Consider the following 18814-nt stretch of genomic DNA (forward strand, 5'->3'; position numbering starts at 1 on the left):
CCCGCACCGCCGCGCGATCCGTCCCCGCACCGCGCTCCGTCCGCCCCGCCGACGGCGAGTGTCAGTGGCTCTTGGTAGAACTGCGGCAATCGCGGGACTGCCGCAATCAACTGCCAAGGAGCATGCGCGTGTACGACGCCGACGAGATCGAGACGCTGTACGGGTTGCCCGCCCACGACTTCCCGGCCCCCGACGAGCCCCTGGACGGCCTGCCCGCCGCCGACTCGGTCGCCTGGCGCGTCAGCAGCCGCCTGTACGAGGTCGACGAGGAGTGGCCCAAGGCGTTCGGGCGGTTCTGCGAGGGCGTCGACACCACTCGGGTGCGGGCGCTGGTCGTGGGCGCGTGGGCGGCAGCGTACGAGGGCGACTCCTCCGAGGTCGTCGAGACGTTGGTGGCCGCACGGGGCCGGTTCCCGGCGCTGCGCGCGGTCTTCCTCGGCGACATCTCGATGGAGGAGGCCGAGATATCGTGGATCAGCCAGAGCGACGTCACCCCGCTCCTCGCCGCCTACCCCGCGCTGGAGGAGTTCGGGGTGCGCGGCGGCAGCGGACTGGAGTTCCCCGCCCTGCGCCATGAGGGGTTGCGCCGGCTGGAGGCGCAGGCCGGCGGACTGCCCGCCGCGATGGTGCGCGGCGTCGGCGCCAGCGACCTGCCCGCCCTCGAGCACCTCGACCTGTGGCTGGGCACCCCCGACTACGGCGGCGACAGCGAGGTCGCCGACCTGGAGCCGATCCTCTCCGGTGCGCGCCTGCCGAAGCTGCGCCATCTCGCCCTGCGCAACAGCGAGATGCAGGACGCGGTGGCCGCGGCCGTCGCCGCCGCCCCGGTCGTGGCCCGGCTCGAGGTACTGGACATGTCCATGGGCGTACTGACGGACGAGGGTGCCGGCGCGCTCCTGGGCGGACAGCCGCTGACCCACCTGCGCCGGCTCGACCTGCACCACAACTACCTCAGCGAGCCCATGCGCGACCGCCTCCGCCAGGTGCTGGAGCCGGCGGGCGTGGAGCTCGAACTGGAACGGGGCGACGCCGACGAGGACACGGAGGACGACGGCACGGTGTGGCGCTACATCGCCGTGGGCGAATGAGCCTCTCCGACACGGCGGGACCGAGGGCGCCGCGCCGGGCGCCGTCCGCGGTCCCGCCGGCCGGGTCACCGGCCGTGCCGCCGCCGCACGGCCGGCGCCTGGCGGTGGTCGGCAACCCCGGCAACCGCCGGGTGACCCTGTTCGCACAGGCGGTGCGCGCGGCCGGGCTGCCCGGTCCGCGCGTCGTGCCGTGGCTCGACGTGCTGCGTGAGGGGGGCGCGGACTTCGCCGCCGACGAGATCGTGCGCCTCGACTCGCCGGGCGAGGACCCCGAGGCCGACCGCCTGCTGCGAGACGCCGAGGACCCCGCCCGGGTGGAGGGCTCGGCCCGCTGGTACGCGCGCTTCACGGCCGCGGTGGGCACCCTGCGCGGCGGCGTCCGTCTGGACGACCCCGACGACCTCGCGGTGCTGTTCGACAAACGCCGCTGCCACGCCGTCCTCCGGGCGGCCGGCGTTCCGGTCCCCGCCTCGCCCACCTCGGGCCCGGACGCCGCCCCGGTGCGCGGCTGGGACGACGTACGGTCGCTGATGCGTGTTCACCGAATGCCGCGCGCGTTCGTCAAGCTCGCGCACGGCTCGTCCGCCTCGGGGGTCCTGGCCGTCGAGACGGGCGGCGGCCGGATCCGGGCCACCACCTCGGTGGAAAGGACCCCGGACGGCCTGCTGTACAACTCCCTCAAGGTGCGCCGCTACGAGAGCGAACAGGAGATCGCCGCGATCGTCGACGCCCTCGCACCCGACGGGCTGCACCTGGAACGCTGGCTGCCCAAGGCCTCCCAGCAGGGCCGCGCGGCCGACCTCCGGGTGGTCGTGGTGGCCGGCCGGGCCACCCACGCCGTGGTCCGCACCAGCCGCACCCCGATGACCAACCTCCACCTCGGCGGCCGGCGCGGCGATCTCGACGCGGTGCGCGAGGCGGTGGAGACCGCGGGCGCCCGCTGGGCGGACGTGCTCCAGGTGTGCGAGCGGGCCGCGGCCTGCTTCCCGCGCACCCTGTGCGTCGGCGTGGACCTGCTGCCGGCGATCGGCTGGCGCAGGGCCTTCGTCGGCGAGGTCAACGCCTTCGGCGACCTGTTGCCCGGGCTGACCGGTCTGCCCGGCAGCGGCGCGGAGGGGGCCGACACGTACGCGGCTCAGGTCGCGGCCGTCCTGCGCGGCCACGGCACCCACGACCCGGCGGCCCCCACCCTCGGCAGCGCGGCACACCCGCACCACCAGCACCACCCGTAACGAACAGGACCACCCATGCACCAATCCGCCGTACCCGGCCCACCGGCCACATCCGGACCGCCCGGCCCACCGGCCACACCCGTTCCGCCCGGCCCACCCTCTCCCGACATGAACGCGATCGTCGGCGCTCACGACATCCTGCTGGTCACCCTCGACACCCTGCGCCACGACGTGGCCGTCGAGCTGGCCGAACAGGGCCGGCTGCCGAACCTCGCCCGCCACCTGCCCGACGGCCGGTGGGAGGAGCGGCACGCGCCCGGCAGCTTCACCTACGCCTCCCACCAGGCCATCTTCGCGGGCTTCCTGCCCACCCCGGCCGGACCCGGCCCGCACCCGCGGCTGTTCGCGGCGAGCTTCGCCGGCAGCGAGAGCACCGCGCCCGGCACTTTCGTCTACGACACCCCCGACCTCGTCTCCGGGCTGGCCGGGCAGGGCTACCGCACGGTGTGCATCGGCGGCGTCGGCTTCTTCAACGGACAGGGCCCGCTCGGCTCCGTCCTCCCCGGTCTCTTCCAGGAGGCGCACTGGGAACCGGAGTTCGGCGTCACCTCGCCCCACTCCTTCGAGCACCAGATCGACCGGGCCGAGCAGGTCGTCGCCCGGCTCCCCGCCGAACAGCGGCTGTTCCTCTTCGTCAACGTCTCCGCGCTGCACCAGCCCAACTGGTTCCATCTGCCCGGCGGCACCCGCGAGGCCGGCGACACCCGGCGGACGCACGCCGCCGCCCTGGAGTACGTCGACCGGCACATCGGCCGCCTGTTCGCGGCCGCCGCCTCCCGCCGCCGCTGCTTCGCCATCGTCTGCTCCGACCACGGCACCGCCTACGGCGACGACGGCTACACCGGTCACCGCCTCGGCCACCCCTGCGTGTGGACCGTGCCCTACGCCCACTTCTTCCTCGACCCCGCCGAGGCCCACCGATGACGACAGCCCCGACCCGCACCACCCCGGCCACCACCGCACCGCCGGCCACCCCCTACCAGCACTACGTCTACGCCTACCCGCACAAGAGCGCCTACCGCCGGCTCCCCGACCGCCCCTCCCTCACCTCCCTGTGGGCGGCGGAGGACAAGAGCGCCCTCTCCCTCTATCTGCACATCCCCTTCTGCGAAGTACGCTGCGGCTTCTGCAACCTCTTCACCCGCATCGGCGCCCCCGACGGGCTCACCGGCGCCTACCTGGACGCCCTCGAACGCCAGGCCGACGCCGTGCGCGAAGCGCTCGGTGAGAGCGAGGACATCCGGTTCGCCACGGCCGCGTTCGGCGGCGGAACGCCCACCTTCCTGACCGCGCGCGAGCTCGACCGCCTGTGCGACATCGCCGAGTCGCGCATGGGCGCCCGGCTCGACGCGATACCCCTCTCCGTCGAGGCCTCACCCGCCACGGCCACCGCCGACCGCCTCGCCGTCCTGGCCGGCCGGGGCGCCACCCGGCTCAGCCTCGGCGTGCAGAGCTTCGTCGAGGCCGAGGCCCGTGCCGCCGTACGCCCCCAGCGCCGCGCCGACGTCGAGGCGGCGCTCGGCCGGATCCGCGACGCCCGCGTCCCGGTGCTCAACATCGACCTGATCTACGGCATCGACGGCCAGACCGAGGACACCTGGCGCCGGTCCCTGGACGCCGCCCTCGCCTGGGAACCCGAGGAGCTCTACCTCTACCCGCTCTACGTCCGCCCCCTCACCGGCCTGGACCGCCACCGTGCCGCCTGTGGACCCGGCGGCGACCCGGCCTGGGACGCCCAGCGGCTGCGCCTGTACCGCGCCGGCCGCGACCACCTGCTCGCCCGCGGCTACACCCAGCAGTCCATGCGGATGTTCCGCCGCGCGGACGCCCCGCCCCAGGGCGCGGACGACTACGCCTGCCAGACCGACGGCATGATCGGCCTCGGCTGCGGCGCCCGCTCGTACACCGCCGGGCTCCACTACTCCTTCGACTACGCCGTCGGCATGCACGCCATCCGCGGCATCATCGACGACTACGTCGCCACCGAGGACTTCACCCGCGCCGAGGTCGGCCACCGGATGGACGCCCACGAGGCCCGCCGCCGGCACCTCCTGCAGTCCCTCCTCCAGGCCGAGGGCCTGACCGAGAGCGACTACCGCACCCGCTTCGGACAGGCTCCCGCCGACGACTTCGGCACCGAGCTGGACGTACTCGCCGACCGGGGCTGGCTGTCCGCCGCCGACGGCCGGCTGCGGCTCACCCCCGAGGGACTGGCCCACTCCGACGCCGTCGGACCGCTGCTGTTCTCCCCGGCCGTGCGTGCCGCCATGGCCGCGTACGAGAGGAAGTGACCCGCCGCCCATGGACCTGACCGTCCTGTACCGGGGGCCGCTCGCCTCCTGCGACTACGACTGCCCGTACTGCCCGTTCGCCAAGCGCCGCGACTCCACCGCCCAGCTCCGCGCCGACCGCGCCGCCCTGGAACGCTTCGCGCACTGGGCCGCCGACCGGAAGGACGACCGACTCTCCCTGCTGTTCACCCCGTGGGGAGAGGGGCTGGTCCGCTCCTGGTACCGGCGGACCCTCGCCGAGCTGTCGCACCTGCCGCACATCCGCCGCGTCGCCATCCAGACCAACCTCAGCTGCCGCACCGACTGGCTCGCCGGGGCCGACCCCGACACCCTCGCCCTGTGGTGCACGTACCACCCGGGCCAGACGCCCTACGACCGCTTCCTCGGCAAGTGCCGCGAACTGGCCGACCGGGGCGTCCGGTTCAGCGTCGGCGTCGTCGGCCTGCCCGCACACCTGGACGCCGCCCGCCGGCTCCGCGCGGACCTGCCCGACCATGTCTACCTGTGGATCAACGCGGCCGAGGACCACACCTATACCGACGCCGAGGCCGGCCACTGGACGGCCCTGGACCCCCTGTTCCCCTACAGCCGCCACCCGCACGCCAGCGCCGGACTGCCCTGCCGCACCGGCGAGTCGGTGATCTCCGTCGACGGCGAGGGCACCGTCCGCCGCTGCCACTTCGTCCGCGCCGAACTCGGCAACCTCTACGACGGCTCCTACCGCGCCGCGCTGCGCCCCCGCCCGTGCCCGCTCGCCGTGTGCGACTGCCACATCGGCTACGTCCACCTGGAGACCCTGCCGCTGTACGACGTCTTCGCGGGCGGCGTCCTGGAACGCATACCGGCGGCCGTCCCCACGGCTGCCACTCACCCGGTCACGCGCACGGCCCGCCGTACCGGGTGAGCCGGTACGGCGGGCCGCGTCGGAACGGCAGGAGGAGCTACAGCGTGTTCGCCAGGCGGTCGGCCACCGTCCTGACGAACCGTCCGGGCTCCTCCGGCCGCCCGCCCTCGGCGAGCACGGCCAGGGTGTGCAGCAGCTCGGCGGTCTCCACCAGACCGCTGCGGTCCTCGCGCTCCCCGTACGCCCGGTTCAGCGCGCTCACCAGCGGGTGCCCGGCGTTGAGTTCCAGGATGCGCTTGGTCTTCGGCACCTCCTGGCCCATCGCGCGGTACATGTTCTCCAGCGCGGGGGAGAGGTCGTCGGAGTCGGAGACGACACAGGCGGGGGAGGTGGTGAGCCGTGCCGACAGCCGGACGTCCTTGACCTCCGACTCGAGCTGCTCCTTCATCCAGCCGAGCAGCGCGGCGTACTCCTCGCCCTGCTTCTCGCGCTCCTCCTCGCCCTTCTCGTCCGGGACGGGGTCGACCTCGCCCTTGGCGACCGACCGCAGCCGCTTGCCCTCGAACTCGCCGACGGTGTCGACCCACACCTCGTCGACCGGGTCGGTGAGCAGCAGCACCTCGACGTCCCGGGCGCGCAGCGCCTCCATGTGCGGGGAGCTCTCGATGCTCTGCCGGGACTCGCCGGTCATGTAGTAGATGTCGTCCTGGCCGTCCCGCATCCGCTCCACGTACTCCTGGAGGGTGGTCGGCTCCTCGCCGTGCGTGCTGGCGAGGGTGGTGACGGCGAGGATCGCGTCCCGGCTGTCGGAGTCGGTGACCAGCCCCTCCTTGACCGCCGTCCCGAACTCCCGCCAGAACGTGGCGAACCGCTCGGGGCTCTTGGCCTTCATGTCCTTGAGCGAGGACAGCACCTTCTTGGTGAGCCGCCGCTGGATCATGCGGATGTGCCGGTCCTGCTGCAGGATCTCGCGGGAGACGTTGAGCGAGAGGTCCTGCGCGTCCACGACACCCTTGACGAACCGCAGATAGGACGGCAGCAGCGCCTCGCAGTCGTCCATGATGAGGACGCGCTTCACGTACAGCTGCAGTCCGTGCCGGTAGCCGCGCGTGAACAGGTCGTGCGGGGCGTGCTCCGGGAGGAACAGCAGCGCCTGGTACTCGAACGTGCCCTCGGCCTGGAAGCGGATGGTCTCCAGCGGGGGCCGCCAGTCGTGGCCGATGTGCTTGTACAGCTCGTGGTACTCGTCGTCGGACACCTCGTCCCGCGGACGCGCCCACAGCGCCTTCATCGAGTTCAGCGTCTCGGGCGTGGCCTGCGCGTCCCCGTCCTCGCCCGCCTCGCCGCCCTCCGGCTTCTCCCCGGCCATCCGGATGGGCCAGGTGATGAAGTCGGAGTACCGCTTGACGATCTCGCGGATCGTGTACGGGGAGGTGTAGTCGTGGAGCTGGTCGTCGGGGTCGGCCGGCTTGAGGTGCAGGGTGACGGCGGTGCCCTGCGGGGCCTCGTCGACCTTCTCCAGGCTGTACGTGCCCTCGCCGCGCGAACTCCAGCGGATGCCCTGCGACTCGCCTGCCCGGCGGGTCACCACGGTCATCTCGTCGGCCACCATGAAGCCGGAGTAGAAGCCGACGCCGAACTGGCCGATGAGCCCTTCGGCGCCGTCGGCGTCACCGCCGCTCTCCTTGGCGCCTGCCTCGGCGCTCTCCTTGGCCTCGCGCAGCTCCCGCAGGAACTCGGCGGTCCCCGAGTTGGCGATGGTGCCGATGAGCCGTCCGGCCTCGTCGTACGACATTCCGATGCCGTTGTCCCGCACGGTGAGCGTCCGGGCGTCCGGGTCGGTCTCGATCTCGATGTGCAGATCGCTCGTGTCGGCGTCGAGGGTGTCGTCGCGGAGCGCCTCCAGCCGCAGCTTGTCCAGTGCGTCGGAGGCGTTCGAGACGATTTCGCGCAGGAAGACGTCCTTGTTCGAGTAGACCGAGTGGATCATCAGCTGGAGCAGCTGACGGGCCTCTACTTGGAACTCAAACGTTTCGGCCGGCATGGCTGGCGTTCACCTCACAGGTCGGGTCACCGGTATGGGTCGACGTCACTTTAAAACAGCCGGGCGGCGGGACGGATCCGTTCTTGCGCTGCCTAGGATGAACGCGGTCGTCCCGGCTCGGCCGGGCGGTCCACCGCCCGCCGTACCGCTCGCCTTCGCACGAGGAGATCACGTGTCCGCCGACAGCCCGTCCGCATCCGGTGACGCGTTCTGGCGGGAGCGCCGGGTCTGCTTCCTCGTCACCCCGCGTCCCGACGGGACACCGCACCAGGTGCCGGTCGGCGTCACCTACGATCCCGCGACGCGGATCGCCCGGGTCATCAGCAGCGGGGGCAGCAGGAAGGTGCGCAACGTCCGCGCCGCCGGGGCGGCGGGCACACGGGTCGCCCTCAGCCAGGTCGACGGCCGCCGGTGGTGCACGCTGGAAGGGGTCGCCGTCGTGCGCGACGACGCCGCGTCGGTCGCCGAGGCCGAACGCCGGTACGCCGAGCGGTACAAGCCGCCGCGGCCCAACCCCGAGCGGGTGGTCATCGAGGTCGCCGTCGACCGGGTCATGGGGACGGTGAAGCCGTCCGGCTGGTAGGCGCGGGACGGCCGGCCGCGCGGCGGTCAGTGGTTCGGGCAGCGGTGGCCCGTCCGCCAGTTGTCGGTGGCGAGGGCGATGACCTCGTCCAGCTCGCCCCGGGTGGTCAGGAGCTCGTCGATCCGCCCGTCGAGCCGCCGCCGTTCGGCGGAGAGCCGCTCAAGCAGCTCCGGTGTGGCATCGCCGTCCGCCGCGCGCGGCAGCAGCTCCCTGATCGTCCGGCTCGACAGACCCGCCGCGTACAGCCGCTGGATCAGCCGGACGCGGTCGACCGCGTCGTCCGGGTACCGGCGCCGGCCGCCGGGACCGCGTTCGGCGGCGAGCAGTTCCTGCTCCTCGTAGTACCGCAGGGCCCGCACGCTGACGCCCGTGAGGGCGGCGAGTTCGCCGATGCGCATCGATGCCTCCGGGGCGGACGGACGCCGGCGCTTGCTCCTGACGCCGACGTGAGCTTTTAGCGTAGTCCTCGCCGCGCCCGCCCCGTCGGGGCCGCCGGGCGCCGGCTCTCCCTTCCGCTTCCGCGTCCGAAAGAGGATCTTCCCGTGACTGAAAACGACATATCCGTCATGCCGGTGATCGATGCGCATCTCGCCGCCGCCGTCCCCGTCGTCTCGGTCAAGCCGGTGACGCTGGAATCACCCGACCGGGGCATCGATCTCCAGGTCAGGATCTCCGCCCCGGTGACCGGGAGCGCGCTCCCCGTCGTCCTCTTCTCCCACGGCTACGGCTCCTCGCTGGACGGCTACGGGCCGCTGGCCGACTTCTGGGCCGCGCACGGCTTCGTGGTGGTCCAGCCCACCCACCTCGACTCCCGTACCGTCGGCCTGCCCCAGGACGACCCCCGCACACCGCGGCTGTGGCGGTTCCGGGTCGAGGACATGAAGCGCGTCCTGGACCACCTCGACGTGCTGGAGGCCGCCGTCCCCGGCCTCCGCGGACGCGTCGACCGGGACCGTGTCGCCGCGGCCGGGCACTCCTTCGGCGGCCAGACGACCGGCAACCTCCTCGGACTGCGCGTCCTCGACCCGGTGACCGGGAAGGAGGAGGACGACCTGTCCGACGCGCGGATCAGGGCCGGAGTCCTCCTCGCCACGGCCGGGAAGGGCGGCGCCGACCTGACCCCCTTCGCCGCTGAGAACTTCCCCTTCCTGAACCCGAGTTTCGCCCGTATGACGACTCCGGCCCTGGTGGTCGTCGGTGACCGGGACGACTCCCCGCTGTCCCACCGGGGGCCGGACTGGATGACCGACGCCTACACCCTGAGCCCGGGCGACAAGAGCCTGCTCACCCTGGTCGGGGCCGAGCACTCGCTGGGCGGGATCCCCGGCTACGAGGCCGCCGAGACCACGGACGCCGATCCCGCCCGCGTCGCCCTGCTCCAACGCGTCACCTGGGCCTATCTGCGCCACGCCCTCGGGATCGACGACGCGGCCTGGGTGGCGGCGCGCAAGGCGCTCGCAGACGACGGGGACGACGGCGCCGCCGCCCGGGCCCGCCTGGAAACCAGGAGGGGGCCGGGCGGAGGGCTCTCGGAATAGGCGGTCAGCGGCGGGCCGAGGCCGCCAGCATCGGGAGCGAGACGACATCGGCCAGGGCCTGCTGGCCGGCGATGTTCGCGTGGATGCCGTCCCCGAGGTCGTACGCCGGGTTGATGCTGTTCGGCTTCACCGGGTCCGCCAGCACCTGGTCGAAGGGAAGGACGCCGTCGCAGGTGCCGGAGCAGTTGTTCCACGTCGACACGAACGTGCCGACGGTGTGCCGGTCGCGGTTGTTCTGGTCGCTGTAGCCGGGGCGGGGGGTGATGGGCGTGACGTACACCTTGATCCCCGCGTCCCGCAGCCGCTGGAAGACCTCGCGGTAGCTGGCGAGGATCTGGTCGGCGTCGCAGCCGTCGGCGAGGTCGTTGGTGCCGTAGTAGTAGAGGACGCCGGTGACCCCGTGCAGCGCGAGGACGTCCCGCTCCAGCCGGGAGGCGGCGTCCAGGCCGCGGAGGGAGTCGCCGATGCCGGGACAGGTGGAGGCGCTGGTGGTGCCGCCGATGCCTTCGTTGGCGACGGCGAACTGACGCGAGGCGGGGAGTTCGGCGGTGATGCGCCGGGCCAGATCGTCCGTCCAGCGCAGGTTCTCGCCCGGGCGCTCGCAGCCCGGGCCGCAGCTGGTGGAACCGGTGCCGTCCACGACCGAGCTGCCGAAGGCGACGAGGCTGCCGCGCAGCCGGGTGTTGTGCACGTCGACGGCGCTCACCAGGTAGGTGGACTCCGTCTTCTCGGTGTACGCCTCGCCGCTCGCGTCGGCGGTGTGGTCGCCGGAGCCGGGCGGGGTCAGGTAGTTGGTGCGGAACGCGCTGTCGTGCCGGCCCGCGGGCGCCGTGCCGGAGACGGACAGCGACACCGCGACGTCGCCCTGGGCCCTGGTGGTGAGCCGGGTGCTGTCGCTCCACACCTCGCCGTGGGCCGGGACGACGACCGTGCGCCGGCCGTCGAACGTGACGGTGCGCGGGGTGCCTTCCGTCGCGGCGCTCTTGCCGGTGGTGCGCGCCACCGTGGCCGCGTCGACGGTGAGGGGGGTGTCGCCGAAGGTGTTCTGGATGCGCACGCGCAGCGCGTCACCGCCCTGGCTCAGGTGGGTGATCATGCGCAGGGACTGCTCGCGCAGCGGGGTGCCGGACAGATGCTGCTGGGAGGTGGCCCACGAGGTGAACCAGCCGTGGTCGCGGCCGTGTTGACCGGTGGCGGGGGCGGCCGCCGTGGTCGCGGAGGTGGCGATGACCGACGAGGCGACGGTCAGGGCCAGCGCGGCCGCGACACGTCTGGTGCGGCGGGTCCGGACGGGGCGGAGCACGCGGGCGAACAGTGGACGCATGGGGGTGCCTTCCGACGTGAGCGGACGGGTGCGGTCATCTGCGCGCGGGCCATGGGGCGGATCCGTTCCGGGCCTCTGTGACGACTCCCGCATCCTAGACACCATCGGCCCACCCCGAAACAGTGCGTGGGCGCACCGACGGCGCGGCACGAAGCGCGGTTGAGAGGGCGCGAGACAGGGGAGGACCAGGCACGACGGCGCCGTGCCACGTCCGGCGAACACGGGGGTGCGGAGGCAGGGTTGAGGGAAATGGCAGAGCTCGCGGAATGGGTCGCGCTCCTTGACGCGTGCGTCGAGCCCATCGCCACGCGACCGGTGGACATGACCGACCCGGAATGGCCGCGCACCATGCGGGAGGCCCCGCATCCGCTGGACGAGGCGGGGGTCAGGGCCGATCCGCCACCCGGGGGGTGGGGACGGTTTTGAGGACGACGTCGTTCGTGGGCATGTGCCCCTCGCTCTCGATCGCTCGGAGTCTCGCCTCGACCTGGACCAGTCGCGCCCGCGCGGCGGCCACGGCGGCCTCCAGTTCCGCCCGCCGCAGCCGCAGCATGCCGCGCAGTTCCTCGGCGCCGGCCTTCTCGTCCACGATGTCCCGGACCTGGCGCAGGGTGAAGCCGAGGCCCTTCAGCGCGATGATCCGGTTGAGGCGGGCGAGTTGGCCGGCGGTGTAGTGGCGGTAGCCGTTGACGGGGTCGACGTGGGCCGGGCGCAGCAGACCGGTCGCGTCGTAGTGACGCAGCATCCGGACCGAGACGCGGCCGTGCCGGGCGAAGTCTCCGATGGTGAACATGATGTCTCCGAGTCGACCGCCTGACACGGTGTGAGGGTCAAGACGCCGTCCGGTGACCCGGGTCGCCCCGGCGCGGCTCAGTGCTCCCGGTGCTCCGCGCGCACGCCGTCGATCGCGATGTCCAGGAGCCGGCGCGCCTGCTCGTCGTCGTCCTGGTGCTCGGTGGCCAGTGAGATGGTCCTGACGAGGGCGAGCAGGTCCTCGACGCGGATGCCGGGGCGGGCCGCGCCCGACTGCTGCGCCCGGCGCAGCAGTTCGCCGGCCGCGGCGGTGATCATCGTCGTGCAGCCGTCCTTCTGCCGCACCGGCTCCGGCTCCCGGTCCCGGCCGTCGTGCACGAGCGAGGCGGCCAGACCGCGGCAGGTGGCCGCGTAGGCGTTGAAGTCCCGCAGCCAGGAGAAGAGGGCGGTGCCGGGCTCGCTCTCCCGCGCGTACTGGTGCGCCTTGGCGCAGAGGGCCTCGACGCGGTCGTGGAAGACGGCGTCCAGCAGCGACCGCCGGGAGGGGAAGTGGCGGTGCAGGGTCGCCGAGCCGACGCCCGCCCGGCGGGCGATCTCCTCCAGCGAGGCGCCGGCTCCATGGGTCGCGAACGCCTCGTGGGCGGCGGCGACGATGCGCTCGTGGTTGCGCCGGGCGTCGGCGCGCACGGGCCGTCGCGCTGCGGTGTCGGGCACGGTCACTTCCCGCCTTTGCCACGTGGGGTACCTCTCCGGGCAGCCTAGCGGACACGAAATGAGGTGCCGCCCCACGCATGGTGGCGCCTCAGACCGGCAGGCGCCTGGCGCGGGCGGTGAGACGTTCCCAGTTGCGGTGGCCGATGTCGGCCTTCTGCTCGTCGGTGAAGGGCGAGTTCTCCAGGAAGGAGCGGGCCTCGCCGTCGCTGGTGTCGACGTAGGGGAAACCACCGGGGCGGAAGCCGTAGGTGAAGGGGTAGTCCGTGGAGTACAGCATCCGGTCGGTGCCCATCACTTCGGCGGTCCAGCGCAGGTAACGAGGGCTGTTGGTGCCGCTGCCGGCGACCCAGAAGTTGCGCGTGAAGTAGTCCGCCAGCGGCCGGCCCAGGCGGCCCGCCTCGCCGAAGAAGCCGGTGTGGTCGAGGTAGAAGAGCACGACCTCGCCCCAGTGCCCGGCGATCACCTGCAGTTCGGGAAACCGGTCGAAGACACCTGAGAAGATCATGCGCAGGTACTGGACGCCGAGGTCGTAGTACCAGCCGAGCCCGGCGCCGGCCAGCAGGGGGCCGATGGGCTCGGGGAGATCGGAGTAGTAGGCGTCGATGACGGGCTGGACCGGTGTCTGCGGGTGGAAGTGCAGCGGCACGGCGAGGCGCTCGGCCATCGCGTACAGCTCGTCGTTGTCCGGGTGGTCGGCCGGCTTGTTACCGGTGCGCCCGTACACCATGGCCCCGGGAAAGCCCAGCTCGCACACGGCACGCTCCAGCTCGGCCGCGGCCGCGGCCGGCGACTGGGTGGGGATCGCGGCGAACGCCTGGAAGCGATCGGGCCGGGAGGCGACGATCTCGGCAAGCTGGTCGTTGGCCTCGCGCGCCACCGCCACGGCGTCGGTCTCCGGCAGGTCCTGCACGCCGGGGGACGACAGGGAGAGCACGGCGACGTCGATGCCCTGATCGTCCATGTGCGCCAGCCGCCGCGCACCGACGTCGCGCAGGTTCTTCGCGATCGGGCTGTCCCCGAAGCCCCGCGAGAAGATTTGGGGCGATCCGGCCCGCTGGTACGCCTCGTGGACGGCCGGTACGACGACGGTCTCTTCCACTCCGATGATCCGCAAACGGTCGGACATGACGCTTCTCCTCGTTGTTACCGTTGAAACCCTTATTGCGTTACCGGTGATAGTAACAGCGGAAGCGCCAAGATGCGATCAACGATATCGCTCGCGGCTTCGAGATCGCACGACCCGTCCCGCGATGTGACCGGCATCACTCCAGACGGAAAACCTGTCGCCGTCGCCCCGCGTCTAGAAGGCGTGAGATCAGGAAGGAAGGCGCCGGGTGAGCTGGACGAGGAGGGGCTCGTCCGGCTCGTGGCCAAGGGTGACCGTGGTGCGTTCGAGGAGCTGTACCGGCGGACCGCGCCGTCGCTGGCGGTGCGGTTGCGCCGGCGGTGTGCGGACGAGCAGATCGTCGCCGAGGTGATGCAGGAGACGTATCTCGCGGTGTGGCGCGCGGCGGGCGCGTTCGCCGGGAGCGCGGCCGGCGGCACCGCCGTCGGCTGGCTGTGGACGATCGCCGCGCGCCGCCTCGTCGACGCGTTCCGGCGCCGCGCCCACCACGCGGAGCCGCCGCCCGCCGCCGCCCCGCGCACCGCGGCGCCCGCCGCCGAGGAGGAGGCGCTCGCGGCGACCGTCGACGGCGACGTCGGGGACGCGCTGCGGCGCCTCGCGCCGGAGCTCCGGCAGGTACTGCAGGCCCTGGTGCTCGACGGCATGTCCGTCCGCGAGACCGCGGTCCTGCTCGGGCTGCCCGAGGGAACCGTCAAGACCCGCGCCCGCCGGGCCCGGCTCGCGATGCGGAAGGCACTGACATGAGTGGGGAACACGCGTCGGTACGGAGCATCGACGCCTACGCGCGCGGCGTCACGGACGCCCTCGCCGACGACGAGGTGTGGGCCCTGGAGGCCCATCTGGAGGGGTGCCGGGTCTGCCGCGACCGGCTGGCGGACACCGTGGCCGCGCGGTCCCCGGCCGTGGCGGCACTGGTCGACACCGTGTGGTCGGGGCTCCAACCCCGGCTGGCCGCCACGCCCGTCATGCCGTACCGGCGGCGGTGGTCCGCCCGGCTCTCGCGCTGGATGACCCCGGTGATGGTGCCGTGGCTGGCCATGGTGGTGAGCGTGACCCTGCTCGCGCTGCTGCTCGACCGGATCGGCACCGGCACCGGCGAGGCACCGCTCGTCCTGCTGCTGGCCCCGGTCCTGCCCGTGCTCGGCGTCGCCGCGTCGTGGTCGCGCGGCCTGGACCCGGCGTACGAGCTGACGGCCTCCGTGCCGAGGGCGGGACTGCGGCTCGTGCTGCGACGCACCGCGTCCGTGCTCGCCGTGGTCGTCCCCGCGCTGCTCGTGGGCGGAGGGGCGACGGGGGTGACGGCAGGTCAGTGGCTGCTGCCCTGCCTCGCGTTCACCACGGCGACCCTGGCGCTCGGCGGCGTCATCGGCGTGACCCGTGCCGCCGTGTCCCTGGTGGCCGTGTGGACCGCCGTGATCGCGGCGCCGACCCTGGCCGCCGGCCGCACCGCCGCCGTCCTGCGGACGGACGCGCTGCCCGTGTGGGCACTGCTCCTCGCCCTCGGCACCGCGGTCGTACTCGCCCGCAGGGGCGCGTACGCCGAGCTGGGGGCCCATCAATGACGCGACATCAATGACGCGACATCAATGACGCGACATCAATGACCACGACATCGATGACGACGACCGCTACGACAACGACCACCGCTACGACAACGACCACCGCTACGACGACGACAAGGAGGACCCCCGCATGACGCCCGCAGTGAGCGCGGCCGACCTCGCCCCCACGGCGTACGCCTGGCAGATCCGGGCCGCCGGACTGAAGGTCAGGGCCGGCCGGAAGCGCATGGCGGTCGACGGGCTCGACCTGTCCCTCGGCACCGGCGTGCACGGCCTGCTCGGCCCCAACGGCGCGGGCAAGACCACTCTCATCCGGGCGCTGGCCACCGTGCTGCGCCCCGCCGGCGGCACCCTGGAACTGCTCGGCCAGTCCGTGGGCGGCAGGGGCGAACACCGGGCGCTGCGCCGCCGGATCGGCTACCTGCCGCAGGAGTTCGGCTACTACAAGCGCTTCACGGTGCGCGAGTTCGTCGAATACATGGCCTGGCTGAAGGAGGTGCCCAAGGCGGACATCCCCGCCGCCGTGCAGCGCGCGGTCGAGCGCGTGGGCCTCGCCGACCGCGCGGACGCCCGGCTGAAGACGCTGTCCGGCGGCATGGTGCGCCGGGTCGGCATCGCCCAGGCCCTCGTCAACGACCCGGCGGTCCTGCTTCTGGACGAGCCGACGGTCGGCCTGGACCCGGCGCAGCGGCTGCGCTTCCGCGAACTGCTCCAGGAGCTGGGCACCGACACGTGCGTCGTCGTCTCGACCCACCTGGTCGAGGACGTGGGCGCCGCCTGCACCCATGTGGTGCTCCTCGCGGAGGGGCGGCTGGTCTTCCAGGGCACCCCGGAGGGACTGGCCGCGGCCGGCGGCCCCGAACACGTGGGCGACACCCCGCTGGAACGCGGCTACTCGGCGCTGCTGCTCGACTCCGGCCGGGGAAGGTCCGGCACGTCCGGAAGGTCCGGCCGGGAAGGGGGCTCCTGGTGAACGCCCGTGTCCTGCGCACCGAGTTGAGGCGCTCCGTCGCGCCCTGGGCCGGCGCCGTCGTCCTCACGGGCGCGCTCGCGTTCCTGTACCTGATCGACGGCTCCTGGTGGCGGGGGAGCACGGCGTGGACGGCCCAGTGGACGTCGCTGGCCCTGTGGACCCGCGCCCTCCTCTTCTACCTGTGGCCGCTCACCGTGGGCCTCGGTGCGCTCCAGGGGCTGCGCGACCACCGCGCGAAGATGCCCGAGCTGCTGACCAGCACACCGCGGCCCGCCCGGCACCGCGCGGCCGTGCTGACCGGCGCGACGACGTTCACCCTCGCCTGCGCCTTCGCCCTCCTCGTCCTCGTCGGCGGCGCCCAGGTGTTCGCCCACACCGACTACACGCACCTGCGGTGGCTGCCGATCACGTTCGTGGGTGTGCTGTTCCTCGTCGCGGGCGCCGTCCTGGGCATGGGCGTCGCACGCACCCTGCCCTCCGTCCTCACCCCGCCCGCGCTGGCCATGGCCGCCTTCGCGTTCACCGTCCTGATGAACGCCTCCCTGGGCCGCACGCGGACGACCACCGCGGCCGGCGTCACGAACTCGGAGCCGAACCGGGTCTCCCTGCTGTCACCGACGGTGGACGAAGTGCACAGCGTCTTCGTCACGCTCTCCGCCTCCGTGCACGTCGGCCAGACGCTCTGGCTGCTCGGCCTGACCGCGACCGGCTTCGCCCTGCTGGTCGCCGCGACCGCGCGCACCCGGCTGCTCGCCGTGACACCCGCCCTGGCGGGCGCGGTGCTCGCCCTGCTCGTCCTGCCCACCGACCCGCACCGGATGTACGTCGTCGACGAGAGCGCCGCGGCACCGGTGTGCGACGGACCGGTGTGCGTGGCCCGGACACACCGAACGCGGCTCGACGACCTCGCGGGCCCCGGCAAGGAGGCGCTGCGCCTGCTGCGCCGGGCCCTGGGCGACCGCGCCCCGGACACCGTCCGGGAGAACACCACGGTCCTGCCGGACGGCACCACACCGCGGTGGTCCCGCGAGACCGTGCTGTTCGGCTTCGACGACGACCTCGTCGGCGCGGCGAAGGGTGAGGAACTCACCCGGGCCCTGATCGCCGAGGGCATGGCACCGGGGTGCACCCCCGTCGGCTGGAGCAGCGTCGGCGGGGACCTGTACGCGCAGGCGGTCGCGGTGGGCTGGGTCCTCGGGGACCTGAAACCGTTCCCCGCCGGGGAGTCGGATGTCCTGCGCCGCCAGGTCGACGCCCAGGCCCGCCCCGTCTGGAAGAGGCTGGAGGCACTGCCCCGGGCCGAACAACTGTCGCGCATCAACGCCATGCGCACCGCCGCGTTCTCCTGCCGCGGCGACGCGTTCGAGGCGCTCAAGGGCGGTGGGTCCCGGTGAGATGGCTGACGCTGTACGCGCGCTCGCGCCGGGTGCCGGCCTCGCTCGCCGTCCTGCTGGTGAGCGCCGTCGCGGTGCCGGTGCTCGCCCAGGACACGGCGGGGGACCCGCGACTGCCCCTGCTCGTCCTCGCCACGGGGGCGATGGCGGCCTCGGTCGGCCTCGGCGGCCAGGACCTCGCACTGGACCGGACGGCCGCGATCCGCTGGGCTCCCCGCCGGGCGGCGCACGTGCTGCTCGCCGCCGCGGCCGTCGGCGCGGTACTGGCGGCCGGTGACCCGGCCACCACGGAGTTCGCCGTCCGCGACGCCGCGGGCCTGCTGGGGCTGGCTGCCCTGGGCGCGGCACTGGCGGGCGCCCAGTACGCCTGGACCCTCCCGTTCACCTGGCTCGTTCTCACCCTCTTCGCCCCGCCGGCGACAAGCACCCCGGCCCGGATCGCCACCTGGCTCCTGCAACCCCCCGGCACCCCGACGGCCACCTGGACGGCGGCAGCCCTCACCCTCACCGGCACGACGGCCTACGCCCTCACGGGCCCGCGTCGCTAGCGGCGGACGGCGCGGTGGCCGGCCCCGGTCCGCGTGAGTGCGGAGCGTGAACGCTCCGGACGCGCGGATCACCGGACCAGGCCGGCCAGCAGCAGGTCGAGGAGGCGCTCGGCCTGGGGGCGTTGGTGGGGGGCGCCGGTGACCAGGGTGACGCCGGCGAGGGCCATGAGGATGTCGGGGGAGGGGACGTCGTCACGGAGTACCCCCTGGGCGACGCCGGCCAGGCGGAACTCCTCGATGGCGCCGGTCAGTTGCTCGCGCGTGCGGGAGCCCAGGCGCTCGTCGTCCCGCAGGAGGGCGTTGAGGGTGTCGGCCATGCCGTGCTTGGCGACGAGGTAGTCCAGTACGCGGGACATCCAGGTGCGCAGGGCGCGGTCGGCGGGGAGTTCGGCGAGCAGGTCCGGCGCACCGGCGGCGAGCCGGGCCGTCTCGTAGCGGTAGGTCGCGTCGACGAGCTGTTCGCGGGTCGGAAAGCGCCGGTACAGCGTGCCGATTCCGACGCCCGCGTCCTTGGCGATTGCCTTGAGTGTCGCGGCGGCGCCGTCCCGGGCGAAGGCCCGCGCGGCGGCGGCCAGCAGCTTGTCCTCGTTGGCCCGCGCGTCGGCACGGACGGGCCGGCCGGATGACTCAGGCATGCGGGTGTTCTCCCTCTGGGCTCTCGTTCGGCATGCGGGTGTTTCCCCCGCTCACTGCTCACTGCTCACGGCTCTCGGCTCTCGCTCGATGTCCGGCTTGCTATGCGGAGTCGGCTCCGCTTAGTCTGACGGCTCAAGCGGAGCCGACTCCGTTTGGGTGTCACG

18 protein-coding genes and 1 pseudogene are annotated in these 18814 nt (G+C 73.2%); 12 read left to right on the forward strand and 7 right to left on the reverse strand.

Annotated features, from left to right (window positions below; translation table 11 throughout):
• Window positions 1-122: 122 nt before the first annotated feature.
• The 5 genes from OIE12_RS32260 (at window position 123) to OIE12_RS32280 (ending at window position 5515) form a co-directional block, all read left to right on the forward strand.
• Window positions 123-1088 (forward strand): STM4015 family protein, encoded by a 966-nt coding sequence (locus tag OIE12_RS32260; RefSeq protein WP_443053991.1) that lies wholly within the window; start codon window positions 123-125, stop codon window positions 1086-1088.
• A complete protein-coding gene (locus OIE12_RS32265; RefSeq protein ID WP_329141491.1) occupies window positions 1085-2320 on the forward strand; it encodes an STM4014 family protein in 1236 nt (411 codons plus the stop codon). The genes OIE12_RS32260 and OIE12_RS32265 overlap by 4 nt, the downstream gene beginning before the upstream one ends.
• Window positions 2321-2428: 108 nt before the next feature.
• Complete coding sequence (locus OIE12_RS32270) at window positions 2429-3244, forward strand: STM4013/SEN3800 family hydrolase (protein ID WP_329141492.1); 816 nt, start codon at window positions 2429-2431, stop codon at window positions 3242-3244.
• Entirely contained in the window at window positions 3241-4611 is a 1371-nt protein-coding gene (locus OIE12_RS32275) for an STM4012 family radical SAM protein (protein WP_329141493.1), read from the forward strand. Before OIE12_RS32270 ends, OIE12_RS32275 begins: the two co-directional genes overlap by 4 nt.
• Before the next feature lie 10 nt (window positions 4612-4621).
• On the forward strand, window positions 4622-5515 hold the full coding sequence (locus tag OIE12_RS32280) for an STM4011 family radical SAM protein (protein ID WP_329141494.1): 894 nt from the start codon (window positions 4622-4624) through the stop codon (window positions 5513-5515).
• 37 nt (window positions 5516-5552) lie between these two features.
• Here the strand turns inward: OIE12_RS32280 and htpG are convergent, their stop codons facing one another.
• Window positions 5553-7499, reverse strand: a complete 1947-nt coding sequence (gene htpG / locus OIE12_RS32285; RefSeq protein WP_329141495.1) for a molecular chaperone HtpG — start codon at window positions 7497-7499, stop codon at window positions 5553-5555.
• Window positions 7500-7671: 172 nt separating this feature from the next.
• On the opposite strand from htpG, the gene OIE12_RS32290 reads away from it, so the two are divergent.
• Window positions 7672-8082 carry a TIGR03618 family F420-dependent PPOX class oxidoreductase gene (locus tag OIE12_RS32290; protein ID WP_329141496.1) on the forward strand — a complete coding sequence of 137 codons (411 nt, stop codon included), beginning with the start codon at window positions 7672-7674 and terminating at the stop codon, window positions 8080-8082.
• A 26-nt stretch (window positions 8083-8108) separates the two neighbouring features.
• Here OIE12_RS32290 and OIE12_RS32295 read toward each other — a convergent pair whose 3' ends face one another.
• Window positions 8109-8480, reverse strand: coding sequence for a MerR family transcriptional regulator (locus tag OIE12_RS32295; RefSeq protein ID WP_329141497.1), 372 nt, complete (start codon window positions 8478-8480; stop codon window positions 8109-8111).
• Between the two features lie 168 nt (window positions 8481-8648).
• On the opposite strand from OIE12_RS32295, the gene OIE12_RS32300 reads away from it, so the two are divergent.
• Complete coding sequence (locus OIE12_RS32300; RefSeq protein WP_329142359.1) at window positions 8649-9620, forward strand: alpha/beta hydrolase family protein; 972 nt, start codon at window positions 8649-8651, stop codon at window positions 9618-9620.
• A gap of 4 nt (window positions 9621-9624) precedes the next feature.
• On the opposite strand, the gene OIE12_RS32305 is transcribed toward OIE12_RS32300, so the two are convergent.
• From OIE12_RS32305 to OIE12_RS32320, 4 genes and pseudogenes are all read right to left on the reverse strand, one after another.
• Complete coding sequence (locus OIE12_RS32305; protein ID WP_329141498.1) at window positions 9625-10944, reverse strand: GDSL-type esterase/lipase family protein; 1320 nt, start codon at window positions 10942-10944, stop codon at window positions 9625-9627.
• 394 nt (window positions 10945-11338) lie between these two features.
• A pseudogene (locus OIE12_RS32310) lies at window positions 11339-11737 on the reverse strand (MerR family transcriptional regulator); the annotation flags it as partial.
• A 77-nt stretch (window positions 11738-11814) separates the two neighbouring features.
• Window positions 11815-12411, reverse strand: coding sequence for a TetR/AcrR family transcriptional regulator (locus tag OIE12_RS32315; protein ID WP_329141499.1), 597 nt, complete (start codon window positions 12409-12411; stop codon window positions 11815-11817).
• 88 nt (window positions 12412-12499) lie between these two features.
• Window positions 12500-13537: an amidohydrolase family protein gene (locus OIE12_RS32320; RefSeq protein ID WP_329141500.1), complete on the reverse strand. Its 1038-nt coding sequence runs from the start codon at window positions 13535-13537 to the stop codon at window positions 12500-12502.
• 183 nt (window positions 13538-13720) lie between these two features.
• On the opposite strand from OIE12_RS32320, the gene OIE12_RS32325 reads away from it, so the two are divergent.
• The 5 genes from OIE12_RS32325 to OIE12_RS32345 all read left to right on the forward strand — a co-directional run bounded on the left by OIE12_RS32325 (window position 13721) and on the right by OIE12_RS32345 (window position 18014).
• Complete coding sequence (locus OIE12_RS32325) at window positions 13721-14281, forward strand: RNA polymerase sigma factor (protein ID WP_329141501.1); 561 nt, start codon at window positions 13721-13723, stop codon at window positions 14279-14281.
• Complete coding sequence (locus OIE12_RS32330) at window positions 14278-15099, forward strand: zf-HC2 domain-containing protein (protein WP_329141502.1); 822 nt, start codon at window positions 14278-14280, stop codon at window positions 15097-15099. The genes OIE12_RS32325 and OIE12_RS32330 overlap by 4 nt, the downstream gene beginning before the upstream one ends.
• 130 nt (window positions 15100-15229) lie before the next feature.
• Window positions 15230-16072 carry an ABC transporter ATP-binding protein gene (locus tag OIE12_RS32335; RefSeq protein ID WP_329141503.1) on the forward strand — a complete coding sequence of 281 codons (843 nt, stop codon included), beginning with the start codon at window positions 15230-15232 and terminating at the stop codon, window positions 16070-16072.
• Entirely contained in the window at window positions 16069-17466 is a 1398-nt protein-coding gene (locus tag OIE12_RS32340; RefSeq protein ID WP_329141504.1) for a hypothetical protein, read from the forward strand. Before OIE12_RS32335 ends, OIE12_RS32340 begins: the two co-directional genes overlap by 4 nt.
• Window positions 17463-18014, forward strand: a complete 552-nt coding sequence (locus tag OIE12_RS32345; RefSeq protein WP_329141505.1) for a hypothetical protein — start codon at window positions 17463-17465, stop codon at window positions 18012-18014. The genes OIE12_RS32340 and OIE12_RS32345 overlap by 4 nt, the downstream gene beginning before the upstream one ends.
• A gap of 68 nt (window positions 18015-18082) precedes the next feature.
• Here the strand turns inward: OIE12_RS32345 and OIE12_RS32350 are convergent, their stop codons facing one another.
• Window positions 18083-18649: a TetR/AcrR family transcriptional regulator gene (locus tag OIE12_RS32350; protein WP_329141506.1), complete on the reverse strand. Its 567-nt coding sequence runs from the start codon at window positions 18647-18649 to the stop codon at window positions 18083-18085.
• Between the last annotated feature and the right edge of the window lie 165 nt (window positions 18650-18814).

The sequence above is a fragment of the Streptomyces sp. NBC_00670 genome (genome assembly GCF_036226765.1).
GTDB lineage: Bacteria > Actinomycetota > Actinomycetes > Streptomycetales > Streptomycetaceae > Streptomyces.